Source organism: Actinoplanes sp. NPDC023936, from assembly GCF_040639325.1.
Taxonomy (GTDB): domain Bacteria; phylum Actinomycetota; class Actinomycetes; order Mycobacteriales; family Micromonosporaceae; genus Actinoplanes.
Genome location: NZ_JBEZZR010000008.1, coordinates 127,507 through 153,448 on the forward strand (window position 1 = coordinate 127,507; position 25,942 = coordinate 153,448).

Sequence of the window (25,942 nt, forward strand, 5' to 3'; positions counted from 1 at the left end):
GGGACCGATCCGCGCCGGCGTAGCTGTCAGTCGTCGCCGTGCGTCATCTCGTCGATGGCCACCGCGACGGCGAGCACCAGCGCCAGATTCTGGTCCGGGGCGATCTCGACACCGTAGGTGTCACGCAGCCGGAACCACCGCTTCGACACCTGCGCGACCTTGCGGCCGTCGTCGTTCTCGATCTCGTACTCGTGGTCGACGATGTTGCCCTGCGCCCGCAGGTCAGCGCCGTCCTCGACATCGACCTTCCAGCGCTCGCGCAGAGGCGAGACCAGCGCCTTGTGCACCAGCGCCATCCGGTCACCGTCCGGCCCCTCGATCGCCATCGTGCCGCGGATGTGCATGACCCGCTTCTGGATGGTGCACAGCCGCTCGCCCCGCATGTCCTCAAGGTGGAACGTCTTGCGCAGCCGCAGCGCCTTCCCGTCCACCCGGAAGACCCGCTCACCACGCTCGTCCTCGATCCAGAAGTCATCCCCGATCGAGATCATTTTCTGCCGCAGCTGGAAGCGGCGCGCGGTGCCGCCGTGCCCGAACGTCTCGCGCTCCTCGTGCCGCCTCGCCCGCCGGTCACCCAGTCCCATCTCGACGCCTCCGTCCCGCGGATGCGCAGGGCACCCACCGGCCCAGCATGACCCGCCCGGCCCGGCGGCACCTCACCCACCGCGGATGGGGTGGCGCCCCCTCACGCGGCGGCGTTGCCCGCCCTCACCCGTGGAGCGTTGCCCTCCTTCACGCGTGGAGCGTTGCCCTCCCTCGCGCGCCGGTGCCGCCGACCGGATCGGCGGTGGAGACGCGGAAGACCGCGACGTCGCCGGCCGTGGCGGCCACGGCCCAGCCGCCCGCCACGTCGAGTGTCCCGATCGGCCCCGCGAACAGGCCCGAAATCCGCGCGGCGCCGCTGCGGCCGATGTCGAGCAGCAACTTTGTTCCGTCGGCCATGATGGCCACAGCCACCCCGCTGGTCGCGAAGCCCGGAACGGTCACCACGCTCGTCATCCCACGGATCCCTGCGCGCTCGGCGATGCGTTGCGCATTGCCGTCCCCGCCACCAGACCGCGACGGTCGGGGCTCGTCCTCCTTCGGAGGCAGCGGCTGTGGATTCAGTGCGACGTCCTCAGCGCCTGACCCGGGCGGGGACACCACACCGATCGCCGTCACGGTGTGCACGAGGGTCCGCCCGGCTGCCCGGGTGGCGATCGTTGCGTTCCCGGAACGTGTGAGCCCGAGGACGGAACGCTGGAGCCCGGGCAGAGTGACATGGCGCTCGAACAACACGGTGCGAACGACGACGTGACCCTCCAGCGAGCGGCCATCGGCGCGGGCGAGCAACGCCGGTTCGACGGCTGCCGAGAGCGGGAGCAGGACCGGCAGGACGGCACGACCGCCGGCATCGGCGATCACATCGATGGAGTGCGTGGCCGATCGGAATCGGACAAGCTCACCCGCGTCGAGACCGATCGCTCGCACGAGCTGCACGATGAGCCCACCGTGGTCGTGGACGAACGCCGCCCAGCTGGGATCCTCGAGGGGCGGTGGCTTGAACACATCGACGTGCACGCCCCAGCCGAGGCCGAACCGGCCATGCTCCAGGGGAACGACACGGGGGCAGTCGGGGATGTCGTAGTCGCGAGCGTTGAGGACGCGTCCGGTAGCGTCGGTCACCGCTTTCGGCGGCACGCCGACGTTGACGAAACGTACCCCTCGAGCCGTGCGGACGATGAACGTCAAGGGCTGGGTCACGACGCCCGCGACCGCGTAAGGGATCGCGGCCCGAACGGTCGCGGACTCGAGAGCGGAACCAGTATCGGGTGATGACAGATACTGGATGAAGGAAGCTTCCGGGCTGCGAACCTCGACGCCACAGAATGCTCCACAGCCGTCGATGACCACCTCGCCGAACGATGTGGTGTCGCTGATCGTCGGCGGCTCGGCGGAGGGAGCCCCGTCGCCCGTCTGCGCGCCGATGGAGCACAGTTGAATCCTGGTCGGCCCGCTGAGTGCGGAAACCGTCAGGGTGAACGGCGGCTCGTACCGGCCCGGCATCGTCACGGCACCGCCGATCGTCATACCTGCCGGGGAACCGAAAATCGTGTCATAGCGGAATCGCACTCCGAGGAACTGAATGGACGACAGCGCCGTATCCATGACGAAGGTGTGGTCGCCGGCCGGTGTTCCGCCGAACTGGAGGGGGTCGAAGGCGTCCTCCATGAGGCTCTCCGCAATTTTCTCGACGAATCCCGGAACCAGGTCGGAGAAGACGTGCAGTGACCATTGAATCGTTGCGCGCAGTGCCGGCGCCGGCCCGGTCAGAAGACTGAGATCGATTTGCAGATCGACGCTGATTCGTACGGTGAAGATCCCCATAGTCAGTGACTGGTGGACCCCGAGGTCGACACGCGGGACAGCATCGACCGAGGAGTATTGGGCACTGATGGCCGCCACCGGTAGGCGTTTGGCGATCGACGGCTCAACTTTCGAACGGACGAGACGCTCGACCGCGGGCGAGTCGAGGAACAACGCCCAGTCCTGGCCGGGCAGCAACCGCGAGACAGGAGCGCTCGCCGCATCGAACCGGACGGCGACGACGCCGTCAGCCAGCACGATGTCGGCCTTCTGGATCAGCGTCACTCCGAGTAGGGCCAGCTGGGGGGTGAGATCGATGGACGAGGGCGGAACGAGGGATCGCAGTTGTCCCTCGATCTGATCGGGATCGACACCGATCCGCTCGGCAAGCATCCCGATGTCGGGCTTGACCGGGTTGAGCGTCAGCGTGGAACGGGTTGCGGCCTCACCCGTCGACGTTTCGAATTGGCTCAGTGTGACCTGCAAACGGAACGGGAGAGAAAGGCGGGCAGCCGCGTTCACGGCACCGTCCGGGACACCATTGGCGGCGGCGAACAGCTCCCCATCCGCGACAGCGAACACGTCGACCGGAACCCGCACCTCGACGGAGGACTGGACAACGCCGACGGTGGCCCCCGCCACCACGTCGAGATGATCGATGGAAAATCCCGAGAATCGGGGACAGCACGTGGCTCGGAGCTGCCGCCGCAGACTTCGTGACGTCAATTCCGCGAGCGATACGTCGCGGATCTGAAGTTCGACACTCACGGCGGGTCTCCCTAAATAGAGCCGGCATGGCACAGGCATGGCACCACCACTGACATCGCAACAGCTCATTCTTTCGCACGCTTTCTCGGCGCGGCCCGGGCATTCGCCGTCTCTCACTGCTTCGGCTGAGGCGGCCGGCTTCGGCCGAGGCGGCCGCCGAAACCTGACACGGCCGCGCGGCGGAACAGGGCTGAATGCCCGGTTGGTCCCGTTGACGCCCGGCCGCTGCCACTTGATGATGGATGCGTTCGTGGCGGCCGCCCTGCGCCACGGAGCAGGCGTACACGATTCGGCAACGGTGACGGCCCGCTCCCGGGGGCATCAGCCGACGGGCGAAGTGGAGCCGGACCTGGTGGCCGACGCGCAGCAGCCGAACCGGTCGAGCGACCTGACGGCCTCCAAACTCCTGCCCCCGCTCGTGCGGGCCGGCACGGTTCGCCGCTCGTCGTTGCTGGAGCTCCTCGTCGATGCCGACGCCCAGCGCATCGTGTCGGTGGTCGCTCCCGCGGGCTACGGCAAGACGACCCTGCTGTCACAGTGGGCCGACCGGGGCAACCACACGTTCGCCTGGGTGTCGGTGGACGAGGCGGACAACGATCCCAAGGTCCTGCTGACGTACGTCGCGGAAGCGCTCAACGCCGTCGAGCCGCTGAGCCCGCGGGTCTTCGACGCGCTCACGTCGCCGGCCAGCTCGATTCCCGGCTCCGTCGTGCCGAGGCTGGCGTCGGCGTTCGCGTCGATGCGGAAGCCGGTGGTCCTCGTGCTGGACGACGTGCACCTGCTGCAGGACCGGCCGTGCCGGGACGCCATCTCCATCCTGGCGGAGAACGTCCCGGACGGCTCCCGCCTGGTGCTGGCCGGGCGCACGGCCCCGCCGTTGCGCGTCGCCCGGCTGCGGACACAGGGCCGGATCCTGGAGATCAGTGCGGCCGACCTGTCACTGACGGCCACGGAGGCCGGCTCGCTGCTGCGCGAAGCAGGCGCCCCGTTGCGGGCGGACGACGTGGTCGCGCTCTACGCCCGTACCGAAGGATGGCCGGCCGGCCTGTACCTCGCCGCGCTGTGCCTGCGCGAAGGCGGCTCCGTCGACCGGGCGGTCGCCTCGTTCGGGGGCGACGACCGGCTGGTGAGCCAGTACATCGAGGCGGAGTTCCTGGCCCGGATCCCCGCTGGTCAGCGGGAGTTCCTGGTCCGGAGCGCGGTGCTGGAGCGGATGTCCGGGCCGCTGTGCGAGGCGGTGCTGGGCGTGGCCGGCGCCGCCGCGGCCTTAGCCGATCTGGCCCGGTCGAACATGCTGCTGGTGCCCCTGGACCGCCGCGGTCAGTGGTACCGCTACCACCACCTCTTTCGCGACATGCTGCGGGCCGAGCTCGAACGGTACGAACCCGAGCTGATCACCACCCTGCAGCGCCGTGCCGCGAGCTGGTACCTCGAGCATCACCTGCCGGAGGAGGCGCTGGAGTACTCGATCACGGCCGGGGACGTGGAGGCCACCGCCCGGCTCGTCGGCGAGCTCTGGTTGCCGATCTACTGGCAGGGCCGCCGCGAGACCCTGGAGCGCTGGGTCACCTGGCTGGAACGGCAGGGCGGGATCGACAAGCATCCGATGATCGCCGTGATGGCCGGATTCCTCTACACCGTGACCGGACGCCCGGTGGAAGCCGAACGATGGGCGAATCTGATCGACCACTGGCAGTACGGGCGACCGGGCTGGCCGGCCGATCCCGCCACCGAGGCGTACACGGCCACGCTGCGGGCCGTCCACTGCCGCCGCGGTGCGGCCCAGATGCGCGCCGACCTGGACGAGGCCGACGCCAAGTACGCGCTCGCGGGCATCGTGTCGCCGACGCCGGCCCTCTATCGCGGGGTCGCGTGCATCATGTCCGGCGAGCCCGGCGGCTGCGACGCGCACCTTCAGGACGCCGTCACCGTCGCCGAGCAGACACACGCCCAGGAGATCCTGGTCGCCGCCCTGTACCTGCAATCGATGCTGGCCATCGCCCGCGGCGGGTGGAGCCTCGCCCAGTCCCTGGCCGATCGCGCACGCGATGCCGCGCAGCACCCCGGGACCGAAGAGGCCCTGGTCTGGACGGTGCGGGCCCGCCTCGCGCTGCATCGCGGCGATCTGCCCGCCACCCGCCGCGCCCTCGCCGAGACGCAACGCCTGCGGCCCCTGCTCACGTACGTGGTGCCCTTCTACGCCGTCCAGGCGCGCCTCCAGCTGGTCCGCGTGCACATCGCGCTGGCCGACACGGCAGGGGCGAAGACGCTGATGACCGAGGTCGACGAGGTGCTTCGGCACCGGCCCGAGCTGGGCATCCTGACCGACGAGGCCGACGAGCTCCGGGCGCACCTGTCGACCATCCAGACGCCGGCCGAGCCGGGGGCCTCGTCGCTGACCGGCGCCGAACTCCGGGTACTTCCCATGCTCGCGACACATCTGACTCTCGGCGAGATCGGCGCCGAGCTGTACGTCTCGGTGAACACCATCCGGGCACACGCCAAGTCGATCTACCACAAGCTCGGGGTGGCGTCCCGCGCCAGCGCGGTCAGCCGGTCCCGCCAGCTCGGTCTGCTGGAGGAACTGCGGACGTGACGCGCCGGCAAGCAGTGACGGCGCGAACCATCCGTACCAGATGAGGCGCGGCCGCCGCGGCCGCACCATGCTTGCGCCATGCGGGGTGCGCCTGCGCCCGTGAGGCCGACGAGCGGGAGGCAACTGATGGACCAACAGCACCGGAGCGCGGCGGCACCATCGCCGTTCCCGCCGATCGCCGACTACGCGTTCCTGTCCGACTGCCACACCGGCGCGCTGGTGGCGCCGGACGGCGGAATCGGCTGGTTGTGCGTCCCCAGCTTCGACTCGCCCAGCGTGTTCGGCTCCCTGCTGGACCGCCAGGCCGGCTACTTCATGTTCGCGCCGTTCGGGACGAGCCACCCGGTCACCCGCAGCTACGAGCCGGGGACGAACGTCGTGGTCACCACGTGGCAGACCCCGACCGGCTGGATCGTCGTCCGCGAGGCGCTGACCATGGGTCCCCGCGACCGGCCCGACGAGGTAACCCCGCACACCCGGCCGCCGGCCGACGACGACGCCGATCATCTGCTGGTGCGCACCGTGCGGTGCATCGAGGGGACCGTCGAGGTCGAGCTGTCCTGCGAGCCGGTGTTCGACTACGGGCGGGTGCCGGCGCAGTGGACGCTCGTCGACGGCGACCGGCACACGGCCGACGCGACAGGCGCCGGTCAGACGATCAGGTTGCGTACCGATCTCGCGCTCGGTGTCGAGGGTGACCGGGTCCGGGGCCGGCATGTCCTTAAAGCGGGCGACGAGGCCTACTGCGTACTGTCCTGGGCGGAGGGCCTGGCTTCGGTGCAGGACGTCGCGGAGGCCAACCGGCGACTCGACGCCACCACCAAGTACTGGCGGTCATGGCTCAACGGCGCCCGGATGCCCGACCACCGCTGGCGCGAGGCGATCCAGCGCTCGGCGCTGACGATCAAGGGCCTGACCTACATGCCGACCGGGGCGACGGTCGCGGCGCTGACCACGTCGTTGCCGGAGACGCCCGGCGGCGAGCGCAACTGGGACTACCGGTACACCTGGATGCGCGACACCACGTTCACCCTCCAGGCCCTGCACTTCCTGCGGCTCGACTGGGAGGCCGACGAGTTCATGCAGTTCGTCACCGACCTCGAACCCAACGATGACGGATCCCTGCAGATCATGTACGGCATCGACGGCCGCCGTGATCTCACCGAGGCGACCCTGAGCCACCTGAGCGGCTACGACGGAGCCAGCCCGGTGCGCACCGGCAACGGCGCGTTCGACCAGCGGCAGAACGACGTGTACGGCGCCGTGCTGGACTCGATCCTGCTGCACACCCGGCACAGTCAGCGGCTGCCCCGGCGGCTGTGGCAGATCGTCGAGGTGCAGGCCCGCTGCGCGACACAGGTCTGGCGCGAACCGGACCAGGGCATCTGGGAGGCCCGCGGCAAACCACAGCACTACGTGTCCTCGAAACTGCTCTGCTGGGTGGCCCTGGACCGCGCGGCCAAGCTCGCCGAGATCCGCGGTGCCCCGGCCCTGGTGACCGAATGGCGGGCGACGGCCGACGAGATCAAGGCGGACATCCTCGCCCACGGCCTGACCGATCGCGGTGTGCTCCGCAAGCACTACGAGACCGACTCGCTGGACGCCTCCACACTGCTCGCCGCGATGTTCGGCTTCCTCCCGCGCGACGACGAGCGCCTGCACGCCAGCGTGCTCGCCATCGCCGACGACCTGACCGAGGACGGCTTCGTCCTGCGGTACCGCACCGAGGAGACCGACGACGGCCTGTCCGGCAAGGAGGGATCGTTCCTGATCTGCTCGTTCTGGCTGGTGTCCGCCCTGGCCATCGTCGGCGAGGAACAGCGCGCCCGCGACCTGATGGAACGGCTGCTGCGAGTCGCCTCGCCCCTCGGCCTGTACGCCGAGGAATTCGACGTCTCGACCGGCCGGCACCTCGGGAACTTCCCGCAGGCCTTCTCCCACCTCGCCCTCATCGAAGCAGCGGCCCGCATGGTCATCGCCGAAGCGCGCGAAGAATTCTCCTGACCCGTCGTGCTGGTCCTGAACGTGTACGCGCCTGTCGCCGCCAAGGCGGATGTGCTCGACGTCCTACGCGCCGAACCGTCCGCCGTGAACATCCTGCGAGGCGGCACGACAGTCGACGGCGGGCGGGTGCTGATCACCGCGGACATACCCGCCGCGAGTGTCGACTCCCTGCTGCCGCGGCTGGAAGCCACCGGTGTGCCCGGGGAGGACATCTCGATCGTCCATCGTGATGTCAGCCGTCCGCTGGGCACGCTGCACAGCAACGACCGGCCCTCGTGGAGCGGTGGCGCGCTGGCCTGGAGCGAATTGGCGATGGAGTCCCGCCAGTACGCCCGGGCGGTGCCCCAATACCTGACGTTCATGGGCTGCGCCGGGGTCATCGCGGCGTTCGGCGTCCTGACCAAGAGCTCCACGCTCGTCGTCGGGGCGATGGCGATCAGTCCCGACCTGCTGCCGCCGTGCGCGATGTGCGTCGGCCTGGCCGCGGCATCGGGCCTGCCGGCAGCCGCGATCCTGGCCGTGAACGTCGCCGTGCTGGTCCTGGCGGGCACCCTCACGCTGCTCGTTCAGCGACGCCTGGACAGATTCCACAGCGCCTCCCCGCCGCCCTCCGGCACCTGACAGGCTCCCGGGTCAGTGCGCGATTGCCGGTCGAGCGCCGCGCCGAGGAGAACGCCCAGCACCGCGGCCGTGCCCGGCACCGCCAGCGCCGCCCACCGGCGGCGGGCCGGCAGCCTGCGGAGACCAGCGACGACGCTGAGCGTGTCGACCGCGTCGACGACGGCGGCCCACCGGACCCAGCGTCGCAGTTCCGCGTCCGACCCCGCGGCGGCGACGACCGCGCCCAGCAGCGCGTCGCGCACGCCGAAGAACCTGATGTACGCCTCGGCACCGGGTGTGACCGCGTCCTCACCGGTGAGGGGCGCGCTGCTCGATGCCGGAGCGAACAGATGCGCCGCACCGATTCCGGCGCGCAGGACGCCGGTCAGCCGCCCGGCGGTGGTTGCCCTCATAGCTGACCCCCCGCACCGGCCGCGGTGCTCGCGTTGACCGCGGAGAGCGCCTCGATCACCCGGTCGCAGCGCTGCGTCATCGCGGCGGCCGTCTCGGCCGGGTGCGCGAGCCACCAGTTGACGACAGCGGTCACGACCGCCTCCCACACGTGGGCGCTCAGCGCGTGGTCCTGGTCGTCGGTGAGGCCACGCCCGGCGAGCACCTCACGGGTGCCCTCGACGGCCAGCCGGTGCAGCCGGTCCCGGTATCCGGACGCCGCCTCGTGGACTGCTGAGCCGGCCGGAAGCGTCGGGTCGGTGAGAATGACCCAGTCCAGGCGGCGGCCGTCGAGCGCGGCGAAGATCGCGGCGAGGGTCTCGCCGGCACGTCCGAGCGTCGTTCCGTTCTGGGCGTCGACGACGTGGCCGACCAGGTGCTCACCGGCGCGGTTCAGGCAGGCGAGGTACAGGCCCTCCTTCGAGCCGAAGTACTCGTAGACGAGCGGCTTCGAAATTCCGGCCCGCTGCGCGATCGCCGCCATCGAGGCGTACGCGAAGCCGCGCTCGGCGAACCCCTGCACCGCGGCATCGAGAATCTGCTGCTCACGGTCGGCCCGCGGAACTCCCTTGGTGCCGGCACCGCCACCGGTTTTTGCCATCTGCGCAGTCTGACATTCGGCCATGCTCGCGTGTGCCACCGGTCAGCACTCCCTTCGAAAAGAACTGACTCGGTGGTAACTTACCAGAGAGTCAGTTCGATAGCGGCACGAAGAGAGTGGGGTAACCGGTGGGTACGTACGACTACATCGTCGTCGGGGCCGGGTCAGCGGGCGCCACGCTGGCCGCACGGCTGTCGGAGGATCCGGGAACGACGGTGCTGCTGCTCGAGGCCGGCGGATCCAGCCGTCACCTCAGCGTCCAGGTCCCGGTCGCCTTCTCGAAGCAGTTCCGGACCAAGTACGACTGGGAGTTCTGGACCGAGCCCGAGCCGCAGCTCGGCGGACGCCGCCTGTACCACCCGCGCGGCAAGATGCTCGGCGGCTCCAGCGGCCAGAACGCGATGATCTACATCCGCGGCCACCGCTCGGACTACGACGACTGGGCCAAGGGCGGCGCGACCGGCTGGTCGTACGACGAGGTGCTCCCGCTGTTCAAACGCTCGGAGCGGAACTCCCGCGGCGCGAGCGAGTTCCACGGCGGCGACGGCCCGCTCTTCGTCCAGGACCCCCGCTCCCCCAACCGGCTGAGCCGCAGCCTGGTGGCGGCCATGATCTCCACCGGCCTGCCCGGCAACGACGACTTCAACGGCGCCGAGCAGCTGGGAGCGGGTCTGTTCCAGCTCACCCATCGCCGCGGTCAGCGGTGGACCACCGCGGACGGCTACCTCACCCCGGCCCGCAAGCGCGCCAACCTGACCGTCCAGCCGGACACCCATGTGTTGCGGGTGCAGATCGACGGCGGGCGCGCGACCGGCGTCCACGTCAGCCGCGGCGGGACCGTGGGGTTCCACCGCGCCGAGCGCGAGGTCGTCCTCTCCGCCGGGGCCTTCAACACCCCGCAGCTGCTCATGCTCTCCGGCATCGGCCCGGCCGGCCATCTCGCCGAGCACGACATCCCGGTGCTCCTCGACAACCCGAACGTCGGCGCCAACCTGATGGACCATCCCGTCTACATCCTCAACTACGAGACCACCGCCAAGGGCACCCTGGCCGGCGCCGAGTCACCGATCCACCTGGTGAACTACCTCGCGCGCCGCCGCGGGCTGCTGACCTCCAACGTCGCCGAGGCCGGCGCCTTCTTCCACACCCGCTCCGGCGACGAGGCGCCGGACATGCAGTTCCTCGCCGGTCCCAGCTACTTCTGGCAGCACGGCCTCGCCACGCATCCGCGGCCGGCGTTCGCCATCGGCTGCTCACTGGTCGGCTCGCTGAGCACCGGTCAGGTCCGGCTGCGCAGCGGTGACCCGCAGGCGAAGGTCGCGATCACGTTCGACTACTTCGCCGAGCCCGCGGACATGGCGTCGATGGTCACCGCGATCGAGCGGGCGCGTGAGGTCGCCGCCGCGCCGCCCCTGCGGGCCGTCGTCGGCAAGGAACTGCACCCGGGTACGGCCGCGCGACGCCGCCAGGAGATCGTCAGCGAGATCCGGCAGAGCGCGGAACACACCTATCACCCCGCGTGCACGGCCCGGATCGGCAGCGAGACCAGCGGCGTGGTCGATCCCCAGCTCCGGGTGTACGGCGTGGACGGTCTGCGGGTCGCGGACGCCTCCGTCTTCCCGCGCATACCGCACGGCAACACCCACGCGGCGGCGGTCCTGGTCGGCGAGCGTGCCGCGGACCTGCTGCGGGGCACCCGATGACCGGCGCCGCGGACATCGACCGGACGGTCGGCGACGCCGTCACCGCTCTGTCCAGAGGTGAGACCGCGTGGGGCGCGCTGCCGCTGCGGGGACGCCGGGTTCTGCTCGAACGGCTCCGCGGCCTGACGCTCGCGCACGCCGACGAGTGGGTCCGGGTGGCCGGCCGGATCAAGCGACTGGATCCGCGCTCCCCGCTCATGGGCGAGGAATGGCTCAGCGGGCCCTATCCGCTCCTCGCCGCGGCCGGGGCGCTCGCCGAAAGCCTGCGGGAGCTGGAGTCCGGTCGCGGTCCCGCCGACGGCCTGCGCATCAGCCGGGCGCCCGGCGGCCGGTCCGCGGTGCACGTGCTCCCGCACGACATCTTCGACCGGCTGCTGCTCAGCGGATACACGGCCGAAGTGTGGACGACGCCGGGAGTCGACGCCGCGACGGTGCGCGCCGGCGCCGGGCTCGGCCAGCGGACGCCGCAGCGCACCGGCGGGATCTGCGCGATCATGGGCGCCGGGAACGTCTCCTCCATCGCCCCGCTCGACACCCTGTACGCGCTGTACGCCCACAACCAGGTGGTGGCCCTCAAGCTCAACCCGGTCACCGATCCCCTGCTGCCGATCTTCGAGAAGATCTTCGCCCCGTACGTCGAAGCCGGTTTCGTCCGGATCCTCACCGGCGGAGCCGAAGCCGGCGCCGCCCTCGTGCACCATCCCGATGTGGCAGCCGTCCACATGACCGGCAGCGCCGTGACCCACGACGCCATCGTCTTCGGGGCCGGCGCCACGTCGCCCGGCCGCAGCCCGATCCTCACCAAACCGATCTCCAGCGAGCTCGGCGGGGTCAGCCCCACCATCGTCGTCCCCGGCGACTGGTCGGCGCGGGACCTGCGATTCCACGCCCAGCACGTGGCCACCCAGCGACTGCACAACGGCGGGTACAACTGTGTCGCGTCGCAGGTCGTGGTGGTCAGCTCGGACTGGCCGCAGAAACGGCAGTTCCTGCGGGAGCTGGAACGCGCGATGGGCGAGGCGCCGGCCCGGGACGCCTACTATCCGGGCAGCGACGACCGGGTGGCCCGGGTCCGGGAGCACTACCCCGCCGCGAAACCCGTCGGGCCGGCCGGCAGCCGGACCCTGGTGCTCGGCGTCGCGCCGGAGAAGGGCGAGTACGCGCTCACCGAGGAGTTCTTCGCCCCCGCCCTCGCGGTCACCGAGCTCCCCGGACGCGGCATCACCTTCCTGCGGGCCGCGGTGCGGACCGCGAACGAGTGCTTCGCCGGGACCCTCGGCGTCAACCTGCTCGTCGACCCGGCGACCCGGCGGAAACTGGGCGCCGCCTTCGAGGAGGCGCTCGCCGACCTGCGATACGGCACGATCGCCGTGAACGCCTGGACCGCGTTCGGCTACCTCACCGCCCGGGCCACCTGGGGCGCCTTCCCCGGCCACACGATCCAGGACGTGCAGAGCGGCATCGGGGTCGTACACAATGCCCTGCTGCTCGACCACACCGAGCGCACCGTGGTCCGCGGGCCGTTCCGCCCGATGCCGCGCTCCCTCGCGCACGGCGATCTCACGTTCGCCCCCAAACCGCCCTGGTTCACCGGCAACCGGACCGCGGCGGCCACTGGGCGGCTGCTCACCCGGTTCGCCGCCGAACCGGGCTGGTCGAAGCTGCCCGCGATCTTCCTCTCCGCCCTGCGCGGCTGATGCGCCGCGCCGCGCCGCGCCGCCACCGCCGCGCTCGCCGGGTGATCGCCGGCAGTCGTCTTCTTTGTTGCTACGTCCACTGTCTCCGATTGGACCCGCGCGAGCCGCATTGATGTCCAAGAGTCGACTGCTGCGGCGGCGATTACGGGTCTATTCTGAGCTGCGTCAATGGGATCTTTCTCGCGCATGTCGAGTATTGGATCGGTCAGATGATTGTTTGCAGCCGGTGTGCGCGAGAAAACGCTGACGAGGCACGCTATTGCCCCGATTGCGGTGATCAATTGCGCGGCGCGGACGCCGGCTGGAAACCCGGAAGGTCGTCACGGCCCTGCGCTGCGGGATCGACGGTTACCAGGAGCTGAGTGAGTCACTCGATCCGGAAATCCTCAAGGAATTGATGAACGTTTTTCTGGAGGATGCCGGACGGGTTCTCGATCGTTATGGGGCGACCGTGCTGCCGTCGTCCGGCGGCGTGATTCTGGCCGTCTTCGGCGTTCCCCGGGTGCACAGCGACGACGCTCTCCGGGCCGTTCGCGCGGCTCTGGACCTGGTATCGGATCTGCGCGGCCGCAACGACGCGTTTCACCGTGCCTGGCGGACGCGTCTGTCGCCGCGGATCGGGATCGGCACCGGTACGGTCGTGGCCGCCGACCCCGTCGACGGGCAGATGGCCGTCGCGGGCGACGCGCTGAATCTCGCGGCCCGCCTCGAACGAGCGGCCCGGCCCGGCGACATCCTGATCTCGGACGCGACACATGCCTTCGTGCGCGACAGCTCGACGGTCGAGCCGACCGCTCCGGCGTCACCCACCGGCCGGCAGGCGCCGATCCACGCGCTGCGCCTGCTCGGACTGCGCGGCCCGCGCGAGCGGGCGCCACATCTGGACGCCCCGATGGTGGGCCGCGAACAGGAGCAGGCCCTGCTGCAGCAGGTGTTCGAGCGTGCCGTCTCGAACCGGACGTGCCAGCTCTTCACCGTCCTCGGTGACGCCGGGGTCGGGAAATCGCGGCTGGTGCGCGAGTTCGCCTCGGCGCTGGCGGGCGGCGCGACGGTGGTCACCGGGCGGTGTCTGCCGTACGGCAAGGGGATCACGTTCTGGCCGGTGGCGGAGATGGTGCGGCAGGCCGCGGATCTGCACGTCGAGGAGACCGCCACGACGGCCCGAGCCAAGCTGCTGGACGCGCTCGGCGCCCTCGGCGGGCAGGAGAGCGCCCGGTCCGTCGCCGACCACCTTCTCTGCGTTCTCGGTTTGTCGGACACCGCGGCTCCGCTGGAGCAGATCCTCTGGTCGGTCAGCAGGTTCCTGGAGAGTCTGGCCCGGCGCGAACCCCTGGTCGTGATCTTCGACGACCTTCAGTGGGCCGAGCCGACCTTCCTCGACCTCGTCGACCACGTGGCGGAATGGTCCGGCGAGGTGCCGCTGCTGATCCTCTGCCTCGCCCGGCCGGAACTGCTCGAGAACCGGCCGGCCTGGGGCGGCGGCAAGACCAACGCCACCTCCATCCTGCTGGACGCGCTGAGCCGCGACGAGTCGGCGCGGCTCGTCGGCCATCTGCTGGACTACACCCCGGTGGCGCGGGACACCTGGAATCGGATCGGGGACACCGCGGCCGGGAACCCCCTGGTCCTCGAACAGCTGCTGGGCATGCTCCTGGACGAGGGGACGCTGCGGCGCGTGGACGGCGAGTGGAGCATCGCCGACCGGACCACGCCGACGATCCCGCTGCCGCCGTCCATCCAGGCCATCCTCGCCGAACGGCTGGAACGGCTGCCCCGCAGCGCACAGGCGCTCGCGCAGCGCGCCGGCGTCGTCGGCCGGGTCTTCTACCGCGGGGCCGTCGTCGAACTCACCGATCCCGAGGCGCGCGCCGGTGTCGAGGCCAACCTCCTCGCCCTCACCCGCAAGGGCTTCATCAACACCGCCACCTCGGAGCTCCTCGACGACGACACGTTCCGGTTCCGGCACATGGCGATCCGCGACGCCGCGTACGAATCGCTGCCCAAGTCCCAGCGATGGGCGTTGCACGAGCGTTTCGCGCGGTGGGTGCAGGACCGGCTGCAGGGCGGCGACCGGAACATCGACGAGCTCGTCGGATACCACCTGGAGCAGGCGTACCGGTACCGGTTCGAGCTGAATCTGCTCGACCGGCACAGCCGTGAACTCGCCGTCGAGGCCGCCGCCAGACTCGGCGAGGCCGGGCGGCGCGCCTTCGGGCTGGGTGATCTCTGCGCTGCCGCCACGCTGCTCACCCGTACGGTGGCCCTGCTGCCCGACGACGATCCGGAGAAACTGGAGGCGCAGGCGCTGCTCGGCAGAGTGCTCCGCTGCGCCGGTCAGTTCCCGCAGGCGCAGGCCGTCGTGTCGGACCTCATCGCCGGGGCGGCAGCCGCCGGCGACGAACGCCTGCGCGCCCAGGGCCTCGTCGAGCAGGCGTTCATCCAGCTCTACACCGACCCGGAGGGCCGCACCGAGGACGCGATGGCCTGCGCCGGTCAGGCCATCGAGGTGTTCGAACGGATCGGCGACCACCGCAACCTCGCCGAGGTCTGGAACCTGCTCGGGGTCGTGCACCTGATGCGCAGCGACATGACCGCCCGCCAGGAGGCGCTCGAACAGGCGCTGGACTACGCGCACCGGTCCGGCGACACCCGCAACGAGGCCTGGATCATCTGGGGCATCATCGGGTCGATGGCGCAGGGCGCGATCCCGGCCATCGACGCGGCCGCCTACGCGCAGGATCAGCTCGACCTGGCGCGTACGAAGGGATGGCGTCTCCTGGAAGCCGGCGCGTCGCTGCACCTGGGCCGGCTGCGTGCCTTCCTCGGCCGGTTCCGGGAGGCACTGGCACACGTGGTGCAGGCCCGCCGGCTGTGCGAGGAGCTCGGCCTCCCGCTGTGGGCGGCCAGCACCTGGCAGTACTCCGGGATGGTCGAGTCCCTCGCCGGTGACTGGACCTCGGCCGAGCGCCACTTCCGCCGCGGCTACGAGGCTCTGGGCCGGCTCGGTGAGCAGACCTACCGGCTGACCGGGGCGGCCTATCTCGCCGAGGCCCTGTACCACCTCGACCGGTTCGACGAGGCCGTCGAGCTGACCGACGAGATCAAGGAGAACGCCGCCTCGGACGACGTGCACACCCAGGTGCTGTGGCGCGGCACCTCCGCGAAGGTGCTGGCGCGCGGCGGCGACAGCTTCCGTTCGGTGGCGCTGGCGGAGGAGGCGGTCGCGCTCTCCCACACGATCAACGACCCGAACGTACGGGCCGACGCGCTCTTCGATCTCGCGGAGTGCCGCGGGCTGGCCGGCCTGCCGATCGAGGCGACTCAGGCGGCGACCGAGGCGCTGGCCCTGTACCGGGACAAAGGCAATGTCGTGAAGGCGCGGGAATGCCGTGGCTTCGTCGACGATCAGCGGTCCGCACTGGACCCGGCGAATGCGATGGAGGAATCAGATGAGCACCCCGACGACTTCGCAGAATCCGGTCAGGTTCCCGATTCCCGGGAGCGCGAGGACGCTGACCGGTAAAGAGCTCGAACTACGCGGAGCTACGCTGACCGAGAAGAGCCTCGGCGCGGAAGAGATCATCATAACCGTCGCGCTCGGCGATGCGTCGGATCTGCCGGAGCTCCAGAAATTCGCTGCGGCGAACCGGCTCACCGAAATCAAAACGGGCCTTCCCGCGAGATTCGTCGTGCTCCAGGGGACCGTCGCCGACATCGAGGCGGCCTTCGACACGGAATTGACGATTGCGCAGCAGCCGTCGGAGACACACGACCGGGCGGTTTCGCGCACCTTCCGGCGCAGGAAGAACAAGCCACTGTGGGTCCCGGAACCGCTTGCCGGCAAGATTCACGGAGTCTTCGGCATGGACAACCGGCTGGAGACCCGGATGCAGATGCATACGCGTCCCCGTCCGGAGTTCTTCGGGATGGAGAAGCCGGACGTCGAGCAGACCGTGCTCGACGCCCGGTCGATCGCGCAGGAGTTCGGACCCGAGGACGGCTCGGGGCAGGTCATCGCGCTTCTGGAGTTCGGCGGCCGGCTGGACAGCCGGTTCGTCGTCGAGGGTCAGCCGATCCACGAGGTCGATGTCACAGTCCACCAGGCGAGGAGGGTTGGCGACGAGCCCCGGGCCGACATCGAGGTGGGACTCGGTGTGCACGTGCTCGGCAACGTCGTCCCGCGCGCCGAGATCGTGATCTTCTACGCCGAGAACACCTCAGCCGGATTCATCCACGCCCTGGCCACGGCGATCCACGACGAACGCCGGCCATCCGTCATCTGCATCCCGTGGGGCGACCACGAGAGATCCTGGACCGCCCAGGCGATGCGCGTCGCCGACGAGCTGTTCGCCGAGGCGAACAGCAAGGGGATGACCATCTGCTGCGCGTCCGGGAACCATCGGTCCGCCGACGACGAGTCCGACCCGGAGGCGTTGCAGGTGGACTTCCCGGCGTCGAGCCCGCACGTCGTGGCCTGCGGCGGGACGATGATCCGGAACGGGCGGGAGGTCGTCTGGGAGGACAAGTCAGCACCGGAACTGGACAAGCCCGACCTCGGCAGCGGGGGCGGTGAGAGCACGCAGTTCGCCCGGCCCGAGTGGCAGGAGCGCTTGGCGGAGCGCGGGTGGACCCGGCGCGCCGTGCCCGACCTCGCCGGATACGCCGACGGCTACGAGATCGACCAGGACCCCCGGACCCCGCTGGCCGGGGGGACCAGTGCGGCGGCGCCGCAGTTTGCCGGCGTGATCGCCCGACTCAACCAGCGCCTGAACACCCGCGTCGGCCACATCACGCCGCTGTTGTACGCGCTTCCCGAGGACGCGTTCACCGACGTGCTGCACGGGGACAACACCGGTTATCCGGCGACCCCGGGCTGGGACGCCTGCACCGGGCTGGGCAGCCCGAACGGCAGCAGGTTCCTGGACCTGCTCGAGGCCGAACTGCGCCGCGAGTGAGATGCCATGCGGGTCGAGTCCGGCCGGCGGCCGCCCTGGGTCTGTGCCGTGCACGCCGGGCCGGAGCGGGTGGCGGGAGTGGGGGTGCTCGTCGCCGACCGGTACGTGCTGACCTGCGCCTGGGTGGTCGACCGCGCGCTCGGCCGCGATGCCGAACCCGATCCCCCGACCGGAACGGTGGACGTCACCTTTCCCTTCACGCGGCTGAGCGGGACGGTCCGGGCCCGGGTGGCGCCCGGAGGCTGGTTCCCGGGAACGGATGACGGCTCGGGGAACATCGCGGTTCTCGAGCTGACCGCAGAGCCGCCCGCCGATGCCGTGCCGGCGCCCGTCACTCTGGAACCGGCACGTCCCGGCAGCAGGTTCAGCACGGTGCGGTTCCCGCACAGGCCCGGCACCGGGCTGGTGTCGACGGGAGTGATCCGCGGGTCCAGCGGCCCGGCCGCATGGGTCAAGATCGATTTTGACGATCCGGTGCCAGGGCGCGAGGACGCCGGGGACGGTGGCGCTCCCGTCTGGGACGAGGACGCCCGGCTCGTCGCCGGCATCCTGGTCGGCCACGACCCGGCCCGGGACAGCCGCAGCGCGTTCATGATCCCCATGTCGGCGGTGCCGCGCTACTGGCCCGAGCTGACCGACGGCATCACCCCGGCGCCGGGCCGGGCGGCGAGCCGAGCGCCGGGCCGGGTATCGGGCCGGGTATCGGGCCGGGTATCGGGCCGGGTATCGGGCACGCCCGCTCCCGCGCACCAATCGGCGCCGGCCGACGACGACCAGCCGGCCGACGACGACCAGGGTGAACGGATCGCCGGATACACGGCCGACGACGCGGACACCGTGGACCGTCTCGGGTTCTCCCGCGACGTCAACACGCTCGCCGCGCTGCTGGCCTCCAACACCATCCAGCCGCCGCTGTCGGTCGGCCTGTTCGGCGCGTGGGGATCCGGCAAGACGTTCTTCATGCGCCAGCTCGAGCGCCGGGTGGCAGCGATCGCCGCCGCCGCCGAACAGGCCGCGCAGGACACCCCGCCGCGCGCCAGCTTCTTCTGCGCCCGGGTCGTGCAGATCAGGTTCAACGCGTGGCACTACGTGAACGCCGACCTGTGGGCCAGCATGGTCACCCGGGTCTTCGAAGGACTCGACGACCATCTCACCTCGGGTCCGGACCCGGCGGCCGGGCGCGGGTACCGCAGGCTGCTGGCCCAGTTGGAGACGTCGCGGGCCCTGCTGCGGGAAGCCGAGCAGGCGCAGGAGTCGGCGCGGCAGGATCTGGAACGGGCCGAGCAGCAGCGCGACGAGCGCCGCGCGGACTCCGAACGCCGCAACGTCGGTGAGATGGTCCGGGACAATCCGCAGCTGGCCACCGCGGCCGATGAGCTGACCGACATCCTCGGGCTCGACCGGACGCTGACGAGTCTGGCCGAGGTCCGGCAGGTCGCCCGCGACCTCGGCAATCTGCGGGGACGACTCGCGTACAGCTGGCGGGCCGTCCGCCCCCGGCGCGCCGTCGCGATCCTCACCGGTCTCGGGGTGCTGGCGGTGCCGGCGCTGGCGTGGCTGCTCAGCAGCCAGGAACAGGTGGCGGCGACCGCGTCGTTCCTGGTCACCCTGCTGGCTGGCGCCTCCGCCCTGATCAGCGTGGTCCTGCGGCGTGCGCGCGCCGCGCTGAGCGCCGCCACCCGGGTGCTGGAGGCGGACAACCCGGCTCTGGTGGCCGCCCAGCGCGCCGTCGAGGAGCAGCGGGAGCGGGTCCAGCGGCTGGAGCAGGAGGTCGCGGCGCGGCGGGACCCGCAGCCGTCCAGCCTCTACCGGTTCATCAACGAGCGGTACAGCAGTTCGGACTACCGGCAACACCTGGGCATCGTCTCGCTGGTGCAGCGCGACTTCGAGGCGTTGAGCGAGCTGCTGGCGGCGTCACCGGCGGACGACGGACCGGCCGGGCTCCCCCGGATCGACCGCATCATCCTGTACGTCGACGACCTCGACCGGTGCCCGCCCGACAACGTGCTGCAGGTGCTGCAAGCGGTGCATCTGCTGCTGGCCTTCCCGCTGTTCGCGGTGGTCGTCGGCGTCGACTCGCGCTGGCTGGAACGCTCGATGAGACGCCAGCTCGAGTCGTTCGTCGCGCTGGCCGACGCCGGACAGGACGGCGACGACGGTGATGCGTCGACGGCGCAGCGCTACCTCGAAAAGATCTTCCAGATCTCGTACTGGCTCCCGTCGATGAGCCGGGACGGTTACGCCGCGCTCGTGCGCTCGCTGCTCGACGTGCCGCGAGCCGACCCCGGCGCCGCGGACCGGCTTCGTCCGCCGGTCCCGCTCTCCGGCGAGCACGGCGTCGCCGCCGAAGAACCGATTGCCATGGGTACGGGGGAATCGCCGCCCCGCGCGAAACCCGTGGCGCCGCCGCCCGGGGCAGGGATCGACCTGACGCCCCGGACACTGCTCATCACCGAACGGGAACGCCGGTTCGTCGAGGCCCTGGCGCCCTTGATCTCGACTCCGCGGGCACTGAAGCGGCTGGTCAACCTCTATCGCCTGCTCAAGGTCTCCGCCGACGACGTGCCGGCCGAATCCGGCTTCCAGGCCCCGCTGCTGTTGCTGGGCATCACCGTCGGCTTCCCCGGTCAGGCGGGAGCCGTGCTGGCCGCGCTGCACGAGACCAAGGCGGAGACCTGGACCTCCTTCCTCGACGAGCTGCGGACCCGCACGCCGCCGGCGGCTCCGGGCGCCGGTCCGCACAGCCCGCCCGGCGAGACCCGGTCCTGGCGGCGGCTGTGCGCGGCCCTGGACAACGTTGCCGGGTCCGTCACGGTCAGCGACATCGCCCCGTTCCAGGACTGGCTCGGCCCGGTCCGGCGTTTCTCCTTCATCCTCGACCCCTGAAGGGGGGCCCGAGCCGCCCGCAGGATCACGGCGTCGGCGCTCGACCGCCCGGCCGAGCGCAAGGGACGTGAGATGGTGCCGCCGGTTGCCGATCGTGGAGCGGCGCGGGAGAGCTGGCGCTGAGTGCTCCCGCCACGGGTATCCAGCAGCACTGACGACCAGCTCGTCCTGCTCGGCTGGCTGTCAGCGTTCTCGCAGACCGGCCTGGACAGCACCCAGCGCCAGCCGGACCGGCTGAACCAGCCGGACCAGCCGGACCAGCCGGACCAGCTGGACCAGCTGGTCATCAGTGCTCCCGGGCGCGGCAATGTCCCACGGAACACGGCAATGTCACCCAGCGTGCGGACAACCGAGGTAAACGCCGCGCTTCACGGAAACCCGCGGCCGCCCCAGGCCCCACAGAATCACGCACAGTCGCAGCGCTCCACCATCGCCGGCCACCCACCGTGACACGCAGCGAAACCGGCACACCACCGATCGACGAGTTCCCGCATCGCGAACCCAGCGGCTCACCCACGTCTCCCGCTCGACCCCGGGTCCGGCGCGAGCCCGGGGGCCGGCGCGACCCCGGGTCCGGCGCGAGCCCCGGGGCCGGCCGCCGATCACGTCGGCGGGCCGGAGGCGGGCTGTTCGAGGTGGCGGCGCAGTTCCGCTGCCTCCTGCGCCCGGCCGAGCCCGTCGAGGATGGCGGCGCGTGTCAGGTGCGCGGAGCGCAGCTCCTCGTCGTATCGCTGCGGCAACTCGCGCGCGAGCTCGTCGAGGATGCCGATGGCTTCGGTGACCGATTCCAGGGCCTGTCGCAGGTCGGTTCCCAGGCTCGCGCACGCCCGGGCGTACGCGAGAAGTGACGTGGCGTAGTCCGATCGGTGAGCGTCCGGGTTCGTCGCGGCCAGCCGGCGCCGGATGCTGACGGCTTCCGCGGTGGCGGCCAGGGCCGGCTCGGTCCGGGTCAGCCCGGCCTGGATCGTGCCGAGCGTGGTCAGTGCCTCGGCGAGGCCGGGCAGGTGGACGTCCGGCTGGGCGGCGGCCAGCGGGCGCAGGATCGCGGCGGCCTCGTCCGCTGCGGTCAGGCCCGTTTCGCGGCGGCCCGTCTCGGCGAGGTGGCGGCCGTGGTTGCTCAGTCCGGCGGCCAGCCGGGGCAGATAGACCTGCGGGTTCGCCGCGGCCAGCCCGCGGTGGATGCGCACTGCTTCGTCACTGACGACGAGGGCGTGCTCGGGTTCGCCGCTCCGGGCGCGCCAGTTGCCGAGACTGTCCAGCGACACCGCGAGGTCCGGTAGGTGGGCGTCCGGGTTCGCCTCGGCCAGCCCTCGCCGGAGGAGCACGGCCTCCTCGGCCGAGGCGAGGGCCAGGTCGGGGCGCCCGACTGCGGCCTGGTGGTGAGAGAGATTGTGCAGGGACGAGGCGAGATCGCGGAGATGGGCGTCCGGGTTGGCGGCGGCCAGCCCGCGCCGGATGCGCTCGGCTTCCTCGGCCAGGGCCAAGCCCTGCTCCGGACGGCCCAGCTGGGCCAGGATCATGGCGAAATTGTGCAGGGACGCCGCGAAGTCGGAGAGGTAGGCGTCCGGGGTCTCCGCGGCCAGCCGGCGATAGATCTTCACCGCCTCCTCGGCGGGCGCCGGTGCCTGTTCGCGCCGGCCCTGCTCCCACCGGTACAGGCCCAGCCGGTTCAGGGATCGGGCGAGGTCGGGCAGGTGGGCATCCGGGTTCGCGTCGACCAGCCGGCGGCAGATGCCGGCGGCCTCTTCGCTCAGCTCCAGGCCCTCCACACCCCGGCCCGACCCGGACCGGATGGCGGCGAGGTTCGTCAATGACGCGGCGAGGCCGGGCAGGTGGGCATCCGGGTTCGCCGCGGCCAGCCGGCGCCGGATGCTCACCGCTTCCTCCGCCGGAGCGACGGCCCGGTCTCGCCGGCCGGACTGCCACAGGCGCATGCACAGGCTGTTCAGTGACGCGGCGAGGTCGTGCAGATGCGCGTCCGGGTTCGCCGCGGCCAGCCGGCGGTCGATGGCCAGGGACTCCTCGGCCAGCGTCAGAGCCTCCTCTCGCCGGCCCAGCAGGTTGAGGATCAGGCTGAGGTTGTACACCGAGACACCGAGATCCCGCAGGTGGGTGCCGGGGTCGCTGCCGGCCAGCCGGCGCCGGATGCGGACAGCCTCCTCGGCCAGCGGCAGCGACTGTTCGTACCGGCCCAGTTCGGCGAGGCGGCTGCACAGGTTGTTCAGCGACCGGGCGAGGTCGGGCAGCTGGTTCTCCGGGTCGGTCTCGGCCAGCCGGCGCCGGATCCCCACCGCCTCCTCGGCCAGCGGCAACGCCACGTCTCGCCGTCCCAGCCCGGACTGGATCAAGCCGAGATGGGTGAGTGAGGCGGCCAGATCGGACAGGTGGGCTGCCGGGTCGGTCTCGGCCAGCCGCCGCCGCAGGCGCACCGCCTCTTCGGCGGGGACGAGGGCCTGCTTGCCCTGGCCCGCGTGGTCGAGGCGCCGCGCGTGCGAGGCGTGCAGGCGGGCCTGCTCGGCGAGGTCGGTCGTCCGGGCCAGATGATGTCCGACCAGGACGCTGCTGATCGCGGCGGCGGCGATGTCGAGGTCGAGGTGCCGCTCGGCCGGCAGCAGGGGGTCCAGCGCCTCCAGGATGCCGGGATCGATGCCGGGGATGCCGGCCAGCCGGGTGAGGGTGGCGCCGCCGGCGGCCATCACCAGACCGGGCTGCTCGCGGATCATCGGGTACAGCACGCCGGTGGCCAGGTGCGGCCAGCGGCGGGCGGCTTCCACCAGTACGGTGATCGCGCCCGACGCCCCGACCGCCGGCGCCGCGGTGGCGGTGAGCAGGCCGGTGATGATCTCCCGGGTCCAGTCGCGTGCCAACCGGCTGTCCTCGCCGTCCCGGCCCGGGGTGGACAGGGCGAGCAGATCTTCGCCGAGCCGGTCGGGGTGCAGCGGTTCGAGGACCGTGCTCGCGCCGGCGGGCGGATAGCAGGCGAGGTGGTCGTCGATCACCCGGTCCGCGAGCGGGCCGCTGTCGGCGATCCCGGCCCGGTGCAGGGCCTGCCTGGCGTCGTGGCGCGGCTGGGCGCCGAGCAGCGTCGCGGCGACCACCGTACGGTGCATCATCTCGGGTGCCGTGGTGATCGGCGCTTCGGCCCGGGTGTGCAGGTGCTGCCAGTACCCCTGTTCCCGGCGCAGCAGGTACGCCGAGACCGCGCCCTGTCGCGTCGGTGGAACCTGTCCGTGCCGTGTCGCGTCGACGGTGGCCAGCGCGGACATGTGTACGGCCAGCACCTGCCCGAAGGCGTCGGTGGCCAGGTCCGGAGCGGGCCAGGTGGCGGGCGGATGTTCGAGATCCAGGGCGGCGGCGAATCGGTTCGCCGCGGTGCTGAACAGGGCGAGACGGTCGTCGGAGCTGTCCGCGGCCAGCGCGGGCAGGGCGAGCTGGTCCGCCGGCACGCCCAGGTCGCTGTCCACCCGGTCGGCGAGCGCCGGCCACCAGTACCCGTCGGAGCGGGCCAGCAGCAGCACGCGAACCCGGGCTCCGGTCCGGGAATGCAGCCCGTGCAGATGGGTGATCAGCGCCAGCAGCGCGGAGAAAGGCCACCGGTCGGCGTAGTCGACGACCGCCAGGAGCGCGCCGCCGGGCAGGTCGACCCGGGAGGCGTCGGCGCCGCTGACCGGAATCGCGGCCGGCGCGTGGGCGATCTGCCACACCGTCCATCCCGCAGCGGCGCATTGGATGCCGACTTCCGTGGCGAGCCGGGTCTTGCCCTGTCCACCGGCGCCGTGTACCAGCAGCGCCGACACCGGGTCGTCACCTCCGGCCCACTCGGCCAGCCCGTCGAGCGTTCGTTCCCGGCCGCTGAACGGCACGATCTGGTGGCGGGCCAGCAGGAGGCGGCTGGGCTGGGACCGTGCTCGTGCCGCCGGCAGCGGCACCGGCGTGTGATCGGCCGGGACCACCCGGTACGGCGGGCGGTCCCGGCTGATCGTCACGTCTCCGCCGGCACCGGCGATCATGATGATGTCGCCGAACACCACGCTGCCGGTGACCGTCTGCCCGGCATCCGGCGAGCTTCCCCATCGACGCCGGGTCACCGGTCCACCTCGGCGTCGCCGCCGATCCCGTCGATCTGCGTCACCTGTCCGGTCACCGGCGTGCGCGTCACCGACTGCCCGCCGCTGCCGGACGGTGGTGGCTCGACAGACGTGCCCGCCGCCGCAGAAGAGGCAGCCGGAGGCCCGGCGAGGGAGGCAGCCGGAGGCCCGGCGGGGAAGGCAGCCGGAGGCCCGGCCGGTGTGCCGGGGCCGACGCGCAGGTTCCCGTGGACGGAACGGATCTGGGTGACGCCGCCGGCGGCCGAATCGGTGACGGACTGCCCGCCCGCCTGCCGGCGGGCGTCGCGGACGCCGAAGATCGCCAGGCCGAGCCCGGCCAGGCCGACGAAGAGGGCGCTGACGCCGGCCCACTGGTCAGCCTTCTCCAGTCCTTGCCGGGCCAGGAACGTCCCCCATCCGGCAACGATCATCCCACCGGCGAGCACTGCCACCCACCCGCGCCTGCGGCCGCCTCGTGTCATCACACCATCATGGACGAAGCCGGCCACCATCGACATCGATCAGCCCGGACGGCGGCTCCACGCGGCATTGTCACAGGCCCAGGTAGATCCGACGAGCAGCATGCCGAGGCCTTCGGCGCGCAGGCGTTTCAGCACGGTGAGGATGTCCTCGCCGGTCCGGCCGGTGAGTCGCGGCCCGGGTCGACGCCGTGCCGGTCGGTCCAGGCGACCGCCAGCGCGGCCACCGGATGGGCGAGCCGGGCCCAGCGAACCTCGCCCAGCTCACCCCGGTCACCCTCGGGGCTCACCGGGAGCTGCCAGAACGCGGACCGCATGCCGAGGCCGGTCGCCTTGGCGTACGCCTCCTGCACGGTCCAGACGGCGCAGAACTCCCGTTCGCCCGCGGGACGGCCGCAGCAGCGCCGCACCAGCCGCGGGTCGAGTCGCGCCGGCGGCTCCTGGATGTCCACGCCGACCGGGCCGGCCGGCCACACCGCGGCCGCCAGGTGCCGGTCGGTGTGTGCCAGGGAGAGCCCGCACCGGGTTCCCGGCAGATGCGGGCGCTGCCCGGCGGGCGCGATGACCCGCCGGGCGGCGCCCGGGCCGAGGACGGTGCGGACCAGGTCGCGCAGCAGCGCGCGGCTCTGCGCGATCTCGGCGGCCCGCCGGGGACCGGCCCCGGCGGGCGGGCGCCCGGTGGTCAGCACGGTGATCGGCGGGCGGCCGGCGCCGGTCGGGACGACGTACCTCATGGCCGGCTCGGCTCGCCTCATGACCGACTCGGCTC

The 25,942-nt window shown here is 71.5% G+C and carries 16 protein-coding genes and 1 pseudogene; 10 read left to right on the forward strand and 7 right to left on the reverse strand.

Annotation, left to right across the window (positions count from 1 at the left end; translation table 11 throughout):
• Positions 1-26: 26 nt before the first annotated feature.
• Both AB0F72_RS13935 and AB0F72_RS13940 read right to left on the reverse strand, forming a co-directional pair.
• Complete coding sequence (locus tag AB0F72_RS13935) at positions 27-584, reverse strand: LURP-one-related family protein (protein ID WP_360430150.1); 558 nt, start codon at positions 582-584, stop codon at positions 27-29.
• 148 nt (positions 585-732) lie between these two features.
• Positions 733-3,114 (reverse strand): hypothetical protein, encoded by a 2,382-nt coding sequence (locus tag AB0F72_RS13940; protein WP_360430152.1) that lies wholly within the window; start codon positions 3,112-3,114, stop codon positions 733-735.
• A 235-nt stretch (positions 3,115-3,349) separates the two neighbouring features.
• Here AB0F72_RS13940 and AB0F72_RS13945 point away from each other — a divergent pair, with 235 nt between their 5' ends.
• From AB0F72_RS13945 to AB0F72_RS13955, 3 genes are all read left to right on the forward strand, one after another.
• On the forward strand, positions 3,350-5,710 hold the full coding sequence (locus AB0F72_RS13945; RefSeq protein WP_360430154.1) for a LuxR C-terminal-related transcriptional regulator: 2,361 nt from the start codon (positions 3,350-3,352) through the stop codon (positions 5,708-5,710).
• 126 nt (positions 5,711-5,836) lie between these two features.
• The gene (locus AB0F72_RS13950) at positions 5,837-7,714 is read left to right on the forward strand and encodes a glycoside hydrolase family 15 protein (protein WP_360430156.1); all 1,878 of its coding nucleotides are present in this window, start codon (positions 5,837-5,839) and stop codon (positions 7,712-7,714) included.
• 6 nt (positions 7,715-7,720) lie between these two features.
• Positions 7,721-8,335 carry a hypothetical protein gene (locus AB0F72_RS13955; RefSeq protein WP_360430158.1) on the forward strand — a complete coding sequence of 205 codons (615 nt, stop codon included), beginning with the start codon at positions 7,721-7,723 and terminating at the stop codon, positions 8,333-8,335.
• Here the strand turns inward: AB0F72_RS13955 and AB0F72_RS13960 are convergent.
• The gene (locus AB0F72_RS13960; protein WP_360430160.1) at positions 8,281-8,727 is read right to left on the reverse strand and encodes a hypothetical protein; all 447 of its coding nucleotides are present in this window, start codon (positions 8,725-8,727) and stop codon (positions 8,281-8,283) included. The two genes, AB0F72_RS13955 and AB0F72_RS13960, sit on opposite strands and share 55 nt — an antisense overlap.
• Positions 8,724-9,365, reverse strand: coding sequence for a TetR/AcrR family transcriptional regulator (locus AB0F72_RS13965; RefSeq protein WP_360430162.1), 642 nt, complete (start codon positions 9,363-9,365; stop codon positions 8,724-8,726). Before AB0F72_RS13965 ends, AB0F72_RS13960 begins: the two co-directional genes overlap by 4 nt.
• A 128-nt stretch (positions 9,366-9,493) precedes the next feature.
• Between AB0F72_RS13965 and AB0F72_RS13970 the strand changes: the two genes are divergently transcribed.
• From AB0F72_RS13970 to AB0F72_RS14000, 7 genes and pseudogenes are all read left to right on the forward strand, one after another.
• Positions 9,494-11,068 (forward strand): FAD-dependent oxidoreductase, encoded by a 1,575-nt coding sequence (locus AB0F72_RS13970; protein ID WP_360430164.1) that lies wholly within the window; start codon positions 9,494-9,496, stop codon positions 11,066-11,068.
• A complete protein-coding gene (locus tag AB0F72_RS13975) occupies positions 11,065-12,765 on the forward strand; it encodes an aldehyde dehydrogenase family protein (RefSeq protein ID WP_360430166.1) in 1,701 nt (566 codons plus the stop codon). Before AB0F72_RS13970 ends, AB0F72_RS13975 begins: the two co-directional genes overlap by 4 nt.
• A 209-nt stretch (positions 12,766-12,974) precedes the next feature.
• The gene (locus AB0F72_RS13980) at positions 12,975-13,127 is read left to right on the forward strand and encodes a zinc ribbon domain-containing protein (RefSeq protein ID WP_360430168.1); all 153 of its coding nucleotides are present in this window, start codon (positions 12,975-12,977) and stop codon (positions 13,125-13,127) included.
• Positions 13,067-16,288: an AAA family ATPase gene (locus tag AB0F72_RS13985; RefSeq protein WP_360430345.1), complete on the forward strand. Its 3,222-nt coding sequence runs from the start codon at positions 13,067-13,069 to the stop codon at positions 16,286-16,288. The genes AB0F72_RS13980 and AB0F72_RS13985 overlap by 61 nt, the downstream gene beginning before the upstream one ends.
• Positions 16,215-16,577: pseudogene (locus tag AB0F72_RS13990) on the forward strand (hypothetical protein); the annotation flags it as partial. The gene AB0F72_RS13985 and the pseudogene AB0F72_RS13990, both read left to right, overlap by 74 nt.
• A gap of 51 nt (positions 16,578-16,628) precedes the next feature.
• The gene (locus tag AB0F72_RS13995; RefSeq protein WP_360430347.1) at positions 16,629-17,720 is read left to right on the forward strand and encodes a S53 family peptidase; all 1,092 of its coding nucleotides are present in this window, start codon (positions 16,629-16,631) and stop codon (positions 17,718-17,720) included.
• A 6-nt stretch (positions 17,721-17,726) separates the two neighbouring features.
• On the forward strand, positions 17,727-20,606 hold the full coding sequence (locus AB0F72_RS14000; protein WP_360430170.1) for a P-loop NTPase fold protein: 2,880 nt from the start codon (positions 17,727-17,729) through the stop codon (positions 20,604-20,606).
• 602 nt (positions 20,607-21,208) lie between these two features.
• Here AB0F72_RS14000 and AB0F72_RS14005 read toward each other — a convergent pair.
• The 3 genes from AB0F72_RS14005 to AB0F72_RS14015 all read right to left on the reverse strand — a co-directional run bounded on the left by AB0F72_RS14005 (position 21,209) and on the right by AB0F72_RS14015 (position 25,907).
• Complete coding sequence (locus tag AB0F72_RS14005; RefSeq protein WP_360430172.1) at positions 21,209-24,694, reverse strand: tetratricopeptide repeat protein; 3,486 nt, start codon at positions 24,692-24,694, stop codon at positions 21,209-21,211.
• Positions 24,691-25,176, reverse strand: a complete 486-nt coding sequence (locus AB0F72_RS14010) for a hypothetical protein (protein WP_360430174.1) — start codon at positions 25,174-25,176, stop codon at positions 24,691-24,693. The genes AB0F72_RS14005 and AB0F72_RS14010 overlap by 4 nt, the downstream gene beginning before the upstream one ends.
• A 128-nt stretch (positions 25,177-25,304) precedes the next feature.
• Entirely contained in the window at positions 25,305-25,907 is a 603-nt protein-coding gene (locus AB0F72_RS14015) for a 4'-phosphopantetheinyl transferase superfamily protein (protein WP_360430176.1), read from the reverse strand.
• Positions 25,908-25,942 lie beyond the last annotated feature (35 nt).

Excerpts from the sequence above, each read along its gene's own strand:
- AB0F72_RS14010 (WP_360430174.1), bottom strand. The coding sequence starts at position 25,176 with ATGACACGAGGCGGCCGCAGGCGCGGGTGGGTGGCAGTGCTCGCCGGT.
- AB0F72_RS13975 (WP_360430166.1), top strand. The coding sequence starts at position 11,065 with ATGACCGGCGCCGCGGACATCGACCGGACGGTCGGCGACGCCGTCACC.
- AB0F72_RS13960 (WP_360430160.1), bottom strand. The coding sequence starts at position 8,727 with ATGAGGGCAACCACCGCCGGGCGGCTGACCGGCGTCCTGCGCGCCGGA.
- AB0F72_RS13995 (WP_360430347.1), top strand. The coding sequence starts at position 16,629 with ATGGACAACCGGCTGGAGACCCGGATGCAGATGCATACGCGTCCCCGT.
- AB0F72_RS14015 (WP_360430176.1), bottom strand. The coding sequence starts at position 25,907 with ATGAGGTACGTCGTCCCGACCGGCGCCGGCCGCCCGCCGATCACCGTG.
- AB0F72_RS13935 (WP_360430150.1), bottom strand. The coding sequence starts at position 584 with ATGGGACTGGGTGACCGGCGGGCGAGGCGGCACGAGGAGCGCGAGACG.
- AB0F72_RS13945 (WP_360430154.1), top strand. The coding sequence starts at position 3,350 with ATGATGGATGCGTTCGTGGCGGCCGCCCTGCGCCACGGAGCAGGCGTA.
- AB0F72_RS13980 (WP_360430168.1), top strand. The coding sequence starts at position 12,975 with ATGATTGTTTGCAGCCGGTGTGCGCGAGAAAACGCTGACGAGGCACGC.
- AB0F72_RS14000 (WP_360430170.1), top strand. The coding sequence starts at position 17,727 with ATGCGGGTCGAGTCCGGCCGGCGGCCGCCCTGGGTCTGTGCCGTGCAC.
- AB0F72_RS13965 (WP_360430162.1), bottom strand. The coding sequence starts at position 9,365 with ATGGCAAAAACCGGTGGCGGTGCCGGCACCAAGGGAGTTCCGCGGGCC.
- AB0F72_RS13950 (WP_360430156.1), top strand. The coding sequence starts at position 5,837 with ATGGACCAACAGCACCGGAGCGCGGCGGCACCATCGCCGTTCCCGCCG.